The organism is Pedobacter folensis, from assembly GCF_056490665.1.
Window position 1 is genome coordinate 660,445 of the sequence record NZ_JBWJIF010000002.1, and the last position, 14,570, is coordinate 675,014.

The window sequence follows — 14,570 nt, forward strand, 5'->3', positions numbered from 1 at the left end:
TAAGGAATGATTCTAAAATAAATATTTTAACTAATTTTCAAGGTAAATTTAAATCATGTATTTAAACATGATCATTTTTGATATAAACTATATACTAACCATAACCTCCTTAAAAAGGTTTTTAATTATATGAATTTCTGATGCATATTGGGTATTTTTTCTACAACCAAAGTATAAAGTGTTGGTGAGTTTTGACGTGCCTTCCCAAATTACCTTTACCTTTCCTTCTTCAACTTCTTTTTTGCAAAGAAAATCGGGGATAATAGCCAGGCCTTTTCCGCCAGATAAGCAGCGTACAATCGAATTGAGGTTAGGCACGATATAATTGGGGCGGAAATCGGCATGTTTGCCAAAGTTAAGCTGCCAGAAACGTAAAAGATGCTCCATATCGCCGGCAGTTCCATACCATTTTTGCTGTTTTAACCAGTCTTCCATGCCGGCTAAATCTTTCTTTTTAACCAACGAATCAAAAGTTTGCCCATCCGTTTCTATTCCGCCCACCAACACGATGGTTTCGGAAGAAAAAGCCTCATGCTCTACATTAGGCGAATTGCCTTTTTGTGGGGTAATAATGAGGTCTAAAATACCTTTATCCAATTGATCGAGCATTTCAGGGTATTCGCCAAAACGGATAATTACATTAAAAGGAAGTATAGAAATATATTGTTCGAGCGTAATCTGAAAAGTCTCAAAACACATACCCACGCTTATGGTTGGGGTGTGTTTCTCCGTGCTTTTTTGAAAATGTTTTTCGGCATCTTCCAGTTTTCCAAGCGGCTCTACAATAAAATTGTATAACACTTTCCCTTTTTCGGTAGGAATCATTTTCCTGCCCGTACGCTCGAAGAGTTTGTAGCCGACGTAACTTTCTAAAGAACTTAAATGTAAACTTACCCCAGGCTGCGAAATAAACAGATTTTCTGCTGCACCGGTTAAGGTCCCGGTTTTATAAATCGCCTTAAAACTTCGATACCATTCTAAATTAACCATTGTTTTAGTATTATAATTCTGATACAAAGCTATGAATTAACTTGTTTTAATAATAGGTTTAGCAGCGGTAATTTTGTCTTATCAAAATAGAAAAACGAAATGACAAAAATATTCATCATTAACGGAGGACAAAAGTTTGGTCACTCCGGAGGAAGATTTAACGAAACAATAGCGGATGCAACAGCCGATTTCTTTTCCTCATCACCTGGTTTTGAAGTCAAAACAACCAATATCAATCACGATTATGATCCGCAAGCAGAAGTAGAAAAATATGTATGGGCAGATGTTGTAATTTATCACACGCCCATCTGGTGGTTTCAGTTGCCGCATGAATTTAAAAAATACATTGATGTGGTGTTTACCGAAGGACATAAAAAAGGAATCTATATCAGTGATGGCCGTAAAGCAGATAACCCGACAAGGAACTATGGTACTGGCGGAATGTTACATGGCCGTAAGTATATGGTCACCTCATCGTGGAACGCGCCAAAAGAAGCATTTACCTTACCTGAAGAGTTTTTTATGGAAACCAGTGTAGATGATGGCGTATTGTTTGGTTTCCACAGAATGAACGCTTTTACCGGAATGGAAAGGATAGATGGTATCCATTTTCATGATGTAGAAAAGAACGCCGATATGAGGAGTGCACTTACATTGCACCAGGAACATTTGACCCAAAATTTTTTAAATACAGCAGTATATGAGCATTTATCTAACAGCAATAGTTAAGAGTAAAAAAGAAACCATAGCCGCACTAAGGGCTGTGTTATTGGATATGGTAGCCAATTCGCGTAAAGAAGAAGCCTGCATTCAGTATGATCTGCACGAAGCTGCAGGTGATGGTACTTTTATTTTTCAGGAGGAATGGAAAGATCAGGCCAGTTTAGATCTGCACAATGAGCAGCCTTATATTTTAGCCTTTGTGGCACAAGCTGATCAGTTGACAGCTGATATTGTAATTTATAAAACAGCCAAACTGGCTTAATTATAGTTTTGCACGCCTGGCTGTTAACGAAGAACCTGCAGAAGCAATGACAACAAAAGCTACTGCAAAACACTCTTTTAAAGTGAGGTATTCTTGTAAAAAAACGAGTGCAGCTAATGAAGCCATGGCAGGTTCGAGGCTCATTAAAATACTGAAAGTCCGGGCAGGAAGCTGCTTAAGGGCTCTCATTTCGAGGGTAAACGGGATAGCGCTTGATAGTAGCGCAAGCGCTGCTCCTAAACCTAATAACTGCGGATTTAAAACGCTTAAACCACCACCAAAAATGCCAAATGGCAAGATGACCAGGGTAGCGAATAACATTCCAATGGCCACAGCATCGCCTCCCTTCATTATTTTTGAGATCCTGCCGCCCAATATGATATAGGCTGCCCAAAAAATGCCAGCTAAAAGTGCCAGTAACACACCCGCAACGTTTAATCCTGTACTCTTCCATGGGGCAATTAGCGCAATGCCGGCTGCGGCCAATATTACCCAAAGAAAATCTACCGGTTTTTTAGAGCCAAAAATGGCCAGCCCTAAAGGGCCAACAAATTCTAATGTTACGCCTAAGCCGATCGGAATTCTTGCAATAGCCATGTAAAACACCATATTCATTACCCCTAAACAAACCCCATACAATACAACATATTTCCATTGCTTGGCATTTAGTTTAAACAGGTTTGGCCTAAAGGCAATTAATAAGATCACTGCAGATAAACCAATTCGTAACGAAGCTGTAGCAGCAGCACCAATTTGAGGGAAAAGCCCTTTGGCAATTGCCGCCCCACACTGTACACTAATAATAGAGAGTAAAACAGCTGGTATGGGTGGAATATTGATTTTGCTTTTCATTTGGTGCTCGTAAATGAGGCGCAAAATTACGGAATTATAGCCTGCTAATCTTTTAAAATAAAAAAAGGGAGAATCAGATTACGCTAATTCTCCCTTTTCAATCAGATTTTAGGTTATTAACAAAACAGTTCCTGTTCGTCTCTGTTTTCGGTAGGAATTTTCTTTAAGAAATCATCAAATGCCGGGCCTTCATTATCAGAATATATGCCATAAGCGTCTAATATGTACCCGATATTTTTATCCTGGTCTTCTACAAGATATAACACAGAATTATCGGCCGGATCTGAATCTCCTTCGAAGCGATAAGTTTTAACAATGGTTAAATCTTCGGGTTTATAAATTTTGCCGAGTGATTTACTCTGCATTTTACCGTGGTCGGATATTTTTAGTTCGTTATCTTTTCCTTTCAGCCTCAATTTCTCCAAAATTTGACTCAAAGTGTTCATTGCAATTGGCTGTTCCATAGTTATACGATTTTACTTATTTATTAAACAAGTGGCATTCGAAATGGTTTTGGCCATCCTTCTTTTTAAGCAAACTAAATGATTGTCAATCTGTTTCTTATACAAACTAAATTTTTATAAAATGAAAAACTACCTTTTAAGCTTAGCTATAGCAGGCGTAGCACTGATTAGTGCTTGTGCTAAAACCGACAAAGAAATTGCCCGGGCCACCTTAACTGAAACTGCTGATAACACAAAAACCATTGGAACAGCAAAGTTTTACGAATTGAGTGATGGAAAAATTAAGATGGATATCGAGATGAATTTTGCCGCACGTGCAGATAGTAATGTTGCCGTTCACTTTCACGAACATGGCGATTGCGGCAATATGGGCGAAAATACACACGGGCATTGGAATCCTACCAAAGAAGCCCATGGCAAATGGGGATCTGCCGCCTATCATAGCGGAGATATTGGGAACATCATGTTAGATAATAAAGGCCACGCTACGCTTTCGGTAACTACCGATAGATGGAGTGTGAAGGATGGAGATATCAAAAATATTATTGGCCGTGGCATTATTGTACATGGCGGTACTGACGATTATACCACACAACCAACCGGTAACTCAGGGCCACGGGTAGGTTGCGGTGTAATTGAAGCGGTGAAATAAAGTACTTATTAGCGATATTTAAATACTAAACCTGTCAGTCTGAGCCTGTCGAAGACTCTTTGTTTTAAATAATGAAAAAAATGCACTTCGACAAGCTCAGTGTGACATCAGAACTATAAAAAAGCGGTTAAATTTTTAACCGCTTTTTTTATGCAATCTGATCGGGCTTGTCATCATCATTAAAAAACCTAAATTATTATGGCAACTCTAAACGAATCTCAAAACGGCAAGGCCGTAAAAGGAAGAACCAAAAAACCAACACCAAGGGTAGACCTTACCGCAATGGTCGATCTGATGTTTTTATTAACTACCTTTTTTATGCTCACCACTTCATTGGGCTCTTTAAACGCGGCAGATATCGCCAAACCCATTAAAGACGACGGCGCACATATTGAACCGTATCCCGAATCGCGCACCATGACCATCCTGCTCGGCAAAAACAACAAGGCTGTTTGCTACATGGGCACAATAGAAAAGGCAAATATGAAGGTTACTGCGGTAGCCAACATTCAAAAAGAGATCATCGCAAATGAGAAGCTGGTTGCTGAAACCCATCAGCATAACCCGGCTAAATATATGATCGTCATTATAAAACCTAGTAAAACGGCCAGGTTTCAGAATTTTGTAGATGTAATTGATGAAATGAAAATTGCTAATATTAAATCGTATGCCATTGATGATGATCATATTGCAGAAAAAGAGGCTACGTTTATGGAAATGAACGGCATCTAGACCATTGGTTTTTTTAAGATCCCAGCCCTTCATGCAGCGAATAAAAAGAATATAAAACGGTTTAAGGTTAATGAATAAATTGAATATGATAAATGCCACGGTGATTTATCTATAAATATTGCGTTTTTAATGTGCTGAGGCCATTTTTTAAAACTGTATTATAGAAATGTTAGGTTTGTGTTAGGTGTTTAATACTACATCTGTATAGCTAATATTATTACATTCGTTGAAGTGTTTGGCCAAGCATCAGGCGCATCCCGAAAAGCCTTCAAAAGAGTAGGGATCTTAAAACTCAAAAAAATCTAGTATGAAAAGTTTAGAATTAAAAAATCTTGGTGTTAAAGAAATGAACACAACTGAAATGTCACAAGTTGAAGGTGGTGGTATTGTTAACAATACATTAAACGAACTTTTAGCTTCTCTTTCAGGAACTTTAAATGCAGTTGGCGCAGACACTTCAGCATTTTTAAACAAAACAGTAACCAATGTTTTGAAACTTGTTTGGAGTCTATAAGCAATTTATTGTATCCGCTGTCCCGGTTCCGGGATAGCGGATGCTTTACGATTTCAACACTATGGCGATAACCAGCTACTCTACTGAAAGAATTTCAAATACCGCTCTCGTTTACCGTTCCAGAATTAGTAAATCAAGCCAGTTAATTTATATTGTTGCCGTGGCAGCCATTTTAATTGTTTTGATTGCCCTTCCCTTTATTAAAATACCCATTAGTATAAATGGTACAGGCATTTTACAATCAACCATCGAAAAAACCGAACTTATTGTGCCGGTTAATGGCCGGTTAATACAGTACAGACTTTCGGATAATAAAAGACTTAAACAAGGTGATACGCTACTGGCCATTGATGCCGGTTTACCCAAACAGCAAGATGCACTGGTAGAAACGAGTAAAAACCAGATCACTCAATTTTTACAGGATATTCGTACGCTGCTGTCATTTAATGGCGGTTCATCAAGCCTGCAAACCGGGCAATATGTCGCATCCTGGCAGCAGTATGTGCAAGAATTAAAAAATGCCGGTATTGCTAAAAGACAGGCCACCAGCACCTTTGCGCGTTACAGTAAACTTTATCAAAATAAAGTGTTAACGCAATCAGAATACGAAAAATACAAATACGAACTCGAGCAGGCCGAATCGGTTTACTTAATGGTGCGTACCAAATATAAAACCCAGTGGCAAACCGAAGCCAATGGTTACCGCAACGAATTGCGTCAGCTTTCCGGCCAGCAGGCAGAACTTAACGAACAGAAGAAACAATATGTATTGCGTGCCCCGATTGATGGTTCTGTGCAGAGCTTAATTGGTTTGCAGAATGGCGCATACGTATTTGCCAATCAAAAAATAGGTGAAGTTTCTCCTGATGCGGGATTAGCCGCTTATTGCTACATTAATCCCTCAGATATTGGCCTGATTAGAAAAGGGCAGGAAGTGCATTTTCAGATCAATGCCTATAATTATAACCAGTGGGGTTTGGCCGTTGGTAAAGTGATCGATATTTCGGATGATATTGTTATTTTAAATGGTAACCAGCCGGCATTTAAAGTAAAGTGTTTAATGGATAAAAATTTTCTGATGCTAAAAAACGGTTACAAAGGATACCTTAAAAAAGGAATGAATTTTACGGCCCGTTTTAAAGTAACCGACCGCAGTTTATATCAATTACTTTACGATAAGGTAGATGATTGGGTTAATCCAAACTTAATCCAAAAAACATAAAGGCCATGAGTACAAAGGTTAAGCAACGAGATATAACAGATTGTGGTGCGGCTTGTCTGGCTTCAATCGCGGCTCATTATAAACTGGATTTGGCTGTTGCCCGGATCAGGCAGCTTGCCGGGACCGATAAAAAAGGTACAACCGTTTTAGGACTTGTAGAAGCGGCCCAAAAACTAGGATTTGAGGCGAAAGGTGTAAAAGCACCTTTTGATAGTTTATTTAAAATACCTACGCCCGCTATCGCACATATCATTGTAAATGATATCCTGCAGCATTATGTAGTGATTTACAAAGTAAACAGTAAGTTTATAGAGGTGATGGACCCTATAGATGGGAAAGTGCACCGTAAAACGCACGATGAATTCAAAAAGGAGTGGACTGGTGCTTTAGTTTTATTGTTGCCATCAGAAGATTTTCAGATTGGCAATGAAAAAAAATCAATCCAAGGAAGATTTTGGAGTTTGATTAAACCGCACAAAGGCATTCTGACGCAAGTTTTATTTGGTGCTATTGTTTATACTGTGCTGGGTTTATCCACCTCTATTTTTGTTCAGAAATTAGTCGATTTTGTGCTGGTAGATGGTAACCATAATCTGCTCAACCTCATGAGTATTGCCATGATGGTTATTCTGATGGTGCAGTTGTTTATTGGCTCGGCAAAAACAATTTTTACCTTAAAAACCGGCCAGTTAATCGATTCGCAGCTTATTTTAGGCTACTACAAACACCTGCTCCGTTTACCTCAGCAGTTTTTTGATACCATGCGGGTGGGCGAAATTATTTCGAGAATTAACGACGCCGTCAAAATCAGAGCGTTTTTAAATGATGTATGCGTAAATTTTGTGGTCAACATTTTTATTGTTTTCTTCTCGTTCATCATGATGTTTACCTACTACTGGAAACTGGCACTCATCACGCTTACCGTTATCCCGTTGTACCTGGTTATTTATTTTATTACCGATAAATTTAACAAACGTACGCAGCGCAGGTTAATGGAAGATGCTGCCGAGCTCGAATCGCAATTGGTAGAAAGTTTAAATGCAGTAGGTACGATTAAACGTTTCGGGCTGGAAGATCATGCTAACGACAAAACTGAAACCCGTTTTATCAAGTTGCTCCAGGCAGGTTTTAAATCGAATATCAATGCCGTTGTATCGGGTACTTCTACCGAGTTTATTTCGCGCATGATTACCATCGTATTGCTTTGGGTAGGCGCAGGTTACGTATTAAGCAATTCGATTACGCCAGGAGAATTACTATCGTTTTATACGTTGATCGGTTATTTTACAGGACCGGTTTCTTCATTGATCGGGATGAACAAAACCGTACAGGATGCGGTAATTGCGGCCGACCGTTTGTTCGAAATTATGGATCTGGAACGCGAAAGTGATGAAAACCAGATTGAACTGAGTGCCGCTAAAATTGGCGATATCCATTTCGAAAATGTTTCCTTCCGTTATGGGGCAAGGCTGCCTGTTTTCGAAAACCTGAATTTAACCATTCCACAGGGCAAATTTACAGCCATTGTGGGCGAAAGTGGTTCGGGAAAATCGACTTTAATGTCTATCCTGCAGAATATTTATCCTATACAGGCGGGCAATGTGCGTATTGGTAAATATGATCTGAAATACATTACCAATTCATCGCTCCGCAGAATGGTATCGGTAGTGCCGCAACAGATCGATTTATTTGCCGGTAATGTAATTGATAATATTGCCATTGGCGAAGAAGAACCCGATATGCAAAGGATTATTGATATTGCCACTAAACTTGGTTTAATTGGTTTTATTGAGGCTTTGCCCAAAGGCTTTCAAACCTATTTGGGTGAAAACGGAACGTCGTTATCCGGCGGACAAAGGCAACGCATTGCCATTGCAAGGGCTTTATACCGCGATCCGGAAATTCTGATTTTAGACGAAGCCACTTCATCGCTCGATTCGGTTTCTGAGCAACATGTGCAACGGATGATCGAATTTTTAAAGGCTGAACAGAAAACGGTAATTGTAATTACACACCGATCGAGCACACTGAATAATGCGGATAAAATTATTGTATTGGATAAAGGAGTAGTGGTAGAGCAGGGTAGCCATCAGGAACTGAAATACCATTTGGCCTAAACTCACGAAGTTTAGGGGGCAAGTGTAGGGAAAACTTCGTAAGTTAGGCTTACCTCCCTTTGCGTCACCCTGAATTTATTTCAGGGTCTTTCACACAAAAGAAAGTTTTTTGCTGTAAAGGTTTCTGTTGTTAGTCTAACCAGGAAAAATAGTTGAGTAAATATTCGCTTTGTTTTTTGTAAAGCAATTGCAGTAGCTTTTTTTAATGTTCGCCCTGCTTTTCATTACAAGTCCGCTCCCGATGAAAGATCGGGCTTACGGGCTTTTCATTTCAATCAGGTTTAGGTAGGTTAGGCATTTGTTACTATTAACGGCATTCTGCAAGGCTCCAAAATATTTATTTTAAGAATATACCTCGCCTAAGAACCACTGGCCCAGGTTAACTAAACCCGATAGCAGCGGCACGAAGTATAGCGTATAGCGGGACTTTCGAAACCGATGTACTCAGAAACCTGCTTTTCAAAAAAGTGATCAATTATTTTTCTGCGGTTTGCTAAGCCACCAAATGTGGAATCTCTCCGCATAAATTTAGCGCAACAAAAAAGGCGTTCTGCAGATCTGCAAAACGCCTTTTTATATAAATTTATTCGAAGAATTAAATGCCGAACGCAGCTTTAACCTGATCTACGTAATCTAATTTCTCCCAGGTAAACAAATCAACCGTCACTGTTTTTTCTTCACCGTTTGGTGTTCTGAAAGTTTTGGTAACGGTTTCTGGTGTACGGCCCATGTGTCCGTAAGCAGCAGTTTCGCTATAAATTGGGTTTCTTAATTTTAAACGTTGCTCAATAAAGTAAGGACGCATATCGAAAATCGATTCTACAATTTTAGCAATCTCGCCATCTGTTTTACCCACTTTACCCGTGCCGTAAGTATTGATGTAAATACCCATTGGTTTTGCAACACCGATAGCATACGATACCTGAACCAAAATTTCATCGGCCACACCAGCAGCCACTAAGTTTTTAGCGATATGGCGTGTAGCATAAGCCGCACTTCTATCTACTTTACTTGGATCTTTACCAGAGAAAGCACCACCACCATGTGCACCTTTACCACCGTAAGTATCAACAATGATTTTTCTTCCGGTTAAACCCGTATCGCCATGCGGACCACCGATTACAAATTTACCGGTTGGGTTAATGTGGTATTCAATTTTATCATTAAACAAATGTGCATAAGCAGGATTGGCTTTGATAATTCTTGGAATCAGGATATTCACTAAATCAGTTTTGATTTTTGCCAACATGGCTGCTTCTTCATCAAAATCATCATGCTGTGTAGAAATTACAATCGCATCGATACGAACTGGTTTGTTGTTATCGTCGTACTCTAAAGTAACCTGGCTTTTCGCATCCGGGCGTAAATAAGTAATTTCATTATTTTCGCGACGTAAAACAGCCAGTTCCTGTAATAATTTATGAGAAAGGTTTAATGCTAAAGGCATGTAGTCTTCCGTTTCGTTGGTCGCGTAACCAAACATCATCCCCTGATCGCCTGCACCTTGTTCTTCTTTGTTGCTTCTATCTACACCCTGGTTAATGTCCTGAGATTGCTCGTGTATTGCCGATAAAATTCCGCAAGAGTTAGCCTCAAACATATACTCGCTTTTGGTGTAACCAATTTTCTTGATTACATCGCGGGCAATTTGTTGTACATCTAAATATGTTTTAGATTTTACCTCACCCGCTAAAATAACCTGACCGGTAGTTACCAAAGTTTCACAAGCAACCTTTGATTCCGGATCGAAAGCTAAGAAGTTATCAATTAATGCATCCGAAATTTGATCGGCGATTTTATCTGGGTGACCCTCAGAAACAGATTCTGATGTAAATAAATACGACATTTATTAAATAAATTAATGATAAATAAACAAATTAATAATTGCCAAACCCCTTGGAAACAGGTGTTGAAATGATTGAAAGGAGGCATTAGCAATTTTTTTAAGTGGTTGCAATCCGGTCCCGTGGTATCGGGATAGCAAATCAATCCACTTTTTTACTGCTGCAAAATTAGCATATTTTCTTTATTTCAAAAATTATAGATTATTTTGTGCATTCATTCTTACACTTTGCACACAAAGATCAATATCCTCTTTATTATAAACCCTATCTCTGGTGGGAGAGGAAAGTTACGCATCCCTGATTTTATTGATCAATACCTGGATAAGGAAAAGTTTAATCCAAATTTTGTTTTTAGCGAATATGTGGGGCATGCCGGAGAATTGGCAGACGAAGCCGCAACTAAAAATTTTGATGTAATTGTTGCTGCGGGGGGCGACGGTACCATTAACGAAGTGGCCAGCAAAGTGTTAAAACACAAAAAGATTTTGGGGATTTTACCTCTCGGATCGGGAAACGGACTAGCCAGGTTTTTAAGGATATCAAAAAATTTAAGGTATGCACTTTCCCTGATCAATGCTTTTAAGGTGGATGAAATTGATACTGCCGAGTTTAATAACAAATGTTTTTTTAATCTGGCCGGTATGGGATTCGATGCGCATTTAAGTTCGGTTTTTTCGAAAGATAAAAAACGAGGCTTATCCGGTTATGTAAAGCTGGGCTTTAAAGAAGTTTTTAACTATAAAGCACAAACTTATTTGTTAAATATTGATGGTGTTGCATACACCAGAAAAGCTTTCGCCATTAGCATTGCCAATTCTTCTCAATATGGAAACGACGTTTATATTGCGCCTAATGCTTCAGTGAAAGATGGTTTGCTGGATGTATGCATTATTAAACCTTTTCCGATCATAAAACTGCCCTTATTGGGTTATGTCATGTTAAGGGGGAAGGCCGAAACCTCAGATATGATTGAAATTATTAAAGGCAAAAACATTAAAATTACCAGGGAAAAAGCTGGCGCAGTACATGTTGACGGTGAACCCTTACAAATGGGAACAGAAATTGAGGCGGTTGTAAACCCACTCTCGTTAAAAGTGATTGTGCCCTAGTTAAGTTTGGAGTGGAGCGTTTGGCATCGATTAACCAATTGAGGCAATTAACCGGTTAACCCCAATGAACCAATGGCCAGTGAACCAATGAACTTTTATAAAACATGAAACCAAAGAAAAATAGTTTAAGCGATCTTGGCGGAATTATGTATTCTACCAACCCGGAGTTCGAATATGAAGAAGAAACCGATGATACGGTTACTTCACCAAATAACCAGCAGGATTTAAGGGTAATGCTCGATAAAAAGAATCGTGGAGGCAAAGCTGTAACCTTAATTACAGGTTTTAAAGGCCGTTCGGAAGATTTAGAGGTATTGGGTAAAATGCTTAAAACCAAATGTGGTGTAGGGGGCTCGGTTAAAGATGGAGAAATCATGATCCAGGGCGATGTGCGCGATAAAGTAATGGGCATCCTGCAGAAAGATGGCTATAAAGTAAAAAAGGCCGGGGGGTAATAAAGCGATATTGTCTCCAGCTAACCGTCATTTCGAGCGGAGTGCAGCGCAGCCGAGAAATCTATTAATGACAATTTTTCTTTTGAATCAGTCAATCGTAGTAAAGTGCAATATCTTCGAGAAACCTAATTCTTCCCGAATATAAATACTGTCTCAAATCCCTCTTTTACAAGGTTATTCATGCCGTATTCTGTTTTAATGTTTCCTGAGCAGATTTTTTACAAGATGTTTATGAAAAATTAAACACATGAAAAAGATATTCCTTTCTATATACTTGCTCCTTTTTGCTTTCGGAGCAAATGCTCAGAAAAATAAATACAACATTATCTACGCAAAGAACTATTTTTATTATGCTAGCAGCAGTAGTAGTTTTGGATTTGGCTTGTCTTTCACCGTAGATCAGTTTACCAAAACTATCGACTATCATAATGCGATTCAAAATCAACCATTGAGTAATCTGGTTTATTTAGAAGGAACAAAGGAGATTAATCTTTTTGGTTATATAAATAAAGATAGTTTATCCTTTTACAGATACAATATTGTTGAGAATGATGGTAATCAAATTGTTTCCGATGCAGTACCACAAATAAGAAATGTAAAAAGATCATACGGAAATAGAGTTGATGTAGATTTAGGAAAGGTTAATGTCGAGAATAAAAAAATAACCATTAATCTTTATAAGATTACGAATAGAAGTGAAATAGCAACGGTAATTATTTACAATAAAATAATTCAGCCCGCATCTATTTCAATGATTAACCTAAATATCCGCGATAAAAAAGGTGGATACGTAGAATTTAAAAGTAAGGAAGACGCTGCGGCCTTAAATGTAGATGAGACCACAAAAAATCTAATGATCGTGATCAAAAGTACGGATTTGGATTTTATTTATAATGTGTATCTGAAAGATAAATCTACAGGTAAAATCGTCTTCCGTTCAAATAATTGGCTTTACGACTACATTACCCCAAGGGTACCTTACTTATTAATTGGTGCAGAATATTTTAATAAGGCAGGAGATTATGAAGTGCTCATTATCCCTAAACTTTCTCAAAGTTTTGGTTCAAGATCTATTGAAAAAAGTACCACCCGATATTCTTTTCACGTGTATAATGCCAGAAAGAAATATTTTTCCGAAAAAGAGCTTATTATTTACGGCCTCATATTATGCGCAGTATTTGGGGCAATTTTTGGTGCGGCTGTAACCTACATCAAAAAGAAAGGTGCTAAAAAACTGGCTTTACAATACCGGGATAAAGAAATTGCCAAACTCCAATTAGAATCTGTACGCTCGCAGCTAAACCCTCATTTTTTATTCAATGCTTTAGCAGGTATCCAAACACTAATGAATAAAAATGAAACCGACAATGCCAACCGCTACCTTGTTAAATTTGCCCGCTTAACCAGAAATGTCTTAGACCATAAAGATCTCATTAGCTTAACGTCAGAGAAAACCCTATTGGATGATTATTTACAGATGGAACAGCTGCGCTTTGGTTTCCAGTACCAGATCACCGCTTCAGCTGATTTAGATGTGGAAAATATAGAGATACCAGCCATGCTTTTACAACCCTTTGTAGAAAATGCGGTGAAACATGGAATACCGGAGAAAGGTAGTGAGGGTAAGGTCGAAATCAGTTTTACGGCGCAGTTAACCGATCTGATTTTAAGCATCAAAGATAACGGAATCGGCTTTGATGTGAACAAAGAATATACAGGCTTGGGTTTGGCGCTTAGCAAAAACAGAATATCTTTACTTAATTCTATTTACAAGGAGACGCCTTTTTTACTGGATATGAAAGCAGATAAGGACGGAACGATAATTAAAATTACACTAAGCCACTGGTTATAAGATGCGGGCAATTTTAGTAGATGATGAAACGGCCAATTTAGAAAATCTAAAGATTTTATTGGCTAAACATTGCCCGAATATTAAGGTAGTAGCCATTGCCAGTACGATTGATGATGCCTTTAGTGAGGTTAATTTACACCATCCCGATTTACTTTTTCTGGATATCCAGATGGGTAAAACCACTGGTTTCGATTTATTAAACCGGCTTACAGCAAAAACTTTTGAAGTGGTTTTTGTAACTGCCTACGATAATTATGGAATTCAGGCCGTAAAATTTGCGGCCCTGGATTACCTGCTTAAACCCGTAGATCCTGATGAACTAAAGGCCGCTGTTGAAAAAGCCGAAATCAGGACCAAAAGCAAAATACATAGCGAGCAGCTCAACTTTTTGTTGAGTCAGATTAAAAAGAATGAGCCAGGTATTCCGAAAATTGCCTTGCCCCAGCAGCACGAAATCCGTTATGTTTCAGTTGATGACATTGTACGCTGTGTAGCCGATAATACCTATACCTTTTTCTTTTTAGCTAATGGCGATAGAATCCTGATTTCGAAACCGCTGAAAGAATATTCAGATCTGCTTAAGCCGCACGGTTTTGTGCGGGCACATCAAAGCCACCTGGTTAACCCGCGTTTTGTTAAAAGCTGGTTGAAGGAAGATGGTGGAACCTTGTTAATGGATAATGGTGATAAAATCCCGGTAAGTAAACCGAACAGGGAAATGGTAAAAGAAATGTTGGGAAAGTAATCGGCACGATGACGGTTCTTGTAAAATTCTAAAAGCC

The 14,570-nt window shown here is 38.6% G+C and carries 15 protein-coding genes; 11 read left to right on the top strand and 4 right to left on the bottom strand.

Annotated elements, in window-relative coordinates; translation table 11 throughout:
* Positions 1 to 87: 87 nt before the first annotated feature.
* Complete coding sequence (locus AC04QZ_RS11420; protein ID WP_478357860.1) at positions 88 to 990, bottom strand: LysR family transcriptional regulator; 903 nt, start codon at positions 988 to 990, stop codon at positions 88 to 90.
* Positions 991 to 1,089: 99 nt separating this feature from the next.
* Here AC04QZ_RS11420 and AC04QZ_RS11425 point away from each other — a divergent pair, with 99 nt between their 5' ends.
* Positions 1,090 to 1,719 carry an NAD(P)H-dependent oxidoreductase gene (locus AC04QZ_RS11425; RefSeq protein ID WP_478357861.1) on the top strand — a complete coding sequence of 210 codons (630 nt, stop codon included), beginning with the start codon at positions 1,090 to 1,092 and terminating at the stop codon, positions 1,717 to 1,719.
* Positions 1,691 to 1,975, top strand: a complete 285-nt coding sequence (locus AC04QZ_RS11430; protein WP_478357862.1) for a putative quinol monooxygenase — start codon at positions 1,691 to 1,693, stop codon at positions 1,973 to 1,975. Before AC04QZ_RS11425 ends, AC04QZ_RS11430 begins: the two co-directional genes overlap by 29 nt.
* Here the strand turns inward: AC04QZ_RS11430 and AC04QZ_RS11435 are convergent, their stop codons facing one another.
* On the bottom strand, positions 1,976 to 2,827 hold the full coding sequence (locus tag AC04QZ_RS11435) for an EamA family transporter (RefSeq protein ID WP_478357863.1): 852 nt from the start codon (positions 2,825 to 2,827) through the stop codon (positions 1,976 to 1,978).
* Positions 2,828 to 2,943: 116 nt separating this feature from the next.
* On the bottom strand, positions 2,944 to 3,291 hold the full coding sequence (locus AC04QZ_RS11440; RefSeq protein WP_086548657.1) for a hypothetical protein: 348 nt from the start codon (positions 3,289 to 3,291) through the stop codon (positions 2,944 to 2,946).
* A 121-nt stretch (positions 3,292 to 3,412) separates the two neighbouring features.
* Between AC04QZ_RS11440 and AC04QZ_RS11445 the strand changes: the two genes are divergently transcribed.
* The 5 genes from AC04QZ_RS11445 to AC04QZ_RS11465 all read left to right on the top strand — a co-directional run bounded on the left by AC04QZ_RS11445 (position 3,413) and on the right by AC04QZ_RS11465 (position 8,528).
* Positions 3,413 to 3,943: a superoxide dismutase family protein gene (locus AC04QZ_RS11445; protein WP_086548658.1), complete on the top strand. Its 531-nt coding sequence runs from the start codon at positions 3,413 to 3,415 to the stop codon at positions 3,941 to 3,943.
* A gap of 198 nt (positions 3,944 to 4,141) precedes the next feature.
* On the top strand, positions 4,142 to 4,675 hold the full coding sequence (locus tag AC04QZ_RS11450) for an ExbD/TolR family protein (RefSeq protein WP_478357865.1): 534 nt from the start codon (positions 4,142 to 4,144) through the stop codon (positions 4,673 to 4,675).
* Between the two features lie 307 nt (positions 4,676 to 4,982).
* Positions 4,983 to 5,189 carry a bacteriocin gene (locus AC04QZ_RS11455; protein WP_086548660.1) on the top strand — a complete coding sequence of 69 codons (207 nt, stop codon included), beginning with the start codon at positions 4,983 to 4,985 and terminating at the stop codon, positions 5,187 to 5,189.
* A gap of 61 nt (positions 5,190 to 5,250) precedes the next feature.
* Positions 5,251 to 6,411 carry an HlyD family secretion protein gene (locus AC04QZ_RS11460; protein WP_478357866.1) on the top strand — a complete coding sequence of 387 codons (1,161 nt, stop codon included), beginning with the start codon at positions 5,251 to 5,253 and terminating at the stop codon, positions 6,409 to 6,411.
* A 5-nt stretch (positions 6,412 to 6,416) separates the two neighbouring features.
* The gene (locus AC04QZ_RS11465) at positions 6,417 to 8,528 is read left to right on the top strand and encodes a peptidase domain-containing ABC transporter (RefSeq protein WP_086548662.1); all 2,112 of its coding nucleotides are present in this window, start codon (positions 6,417 to 6,419) and stop codon (positions 8,526 to 8,528) included.
* A gap of 595 nt (positions 8,529 to 9,123) precedes the next feature.
* Here AC04QZ_RS11465 and metK read toward each other — a convergent pair.
* Positions 9,124 to 10,374, bottom strand: coding sequence for a methionine adenosyltransferase (metK, locus tag AC04QZ_RS11470; protein ID WP_086548664.1), 1,251 nt, complete (start codon positions 10,372 to 10,374; stop codon positions 9,124 to 9,126).
* 225 nt (positions 10,375 to 10,599) lie between these two features.
* On the opposite strand from metK, the gene AC04QZ_RS11475 reads away from it, so the two are divergent.
* The 4 genes from AC04QZ_RS11475 (at position 10,600) to AC04QZ_RS11490 (ending at position 14,533) form a co-directional block, all read left to right on the top strand.
* A complete protein-coding gene (locus AC04QZ_RS11475) occupies positions 10,600 to 11,481 on the top strand; it encodes a diacylglycerol/lipid kinase family protein (protein ID WP_478357867.1) in 882 nt (293 codons plus the stop codon).
* 104 nt (positions 11,482 to 11,585) lie between these two features.
* Positions 11,586 to 11,936, top strand: coding sequence for a translation initiation factor (locus AC04QZ_RS11480; protein WP_478357868.1), 351 nt, complete (start codon positions 11,586 to 11,588; stop codon positions 11,934 to 11,936).
* A 247-nt stretch (positions 11,937 to 12,183) separates the two neighbouring features.
* On the top strand, positions 12,184 to 13,788 hold the full coding sequence (locus tag AC04QZ_RS11485) for a sensor histidine kinase (protein ID WP_478357869.1): 1,605 nt from the start codon (positions 12,184 to 12,186) through the stop codon (positions 13,786 to 13,788).
* Position 13,789: 1 nt separating this feature from the next.
* The gene (locus AC04QZ_RS11490) at positions 13,790 to 14,533 is read left to right on the top strand and encodes a LytR/AlgR family response regulator transcription factor (RefSeq protein WP_478357870.1); all 744 of its coding nucleotides are present in this window, start codon (positions 13,790 to 13,792) and stop codon (positions 14,531 to 14,533) included.
* The last annotated feature ends 37 nt before the right edge of the window (positions 14,534 to 14,570 follow it).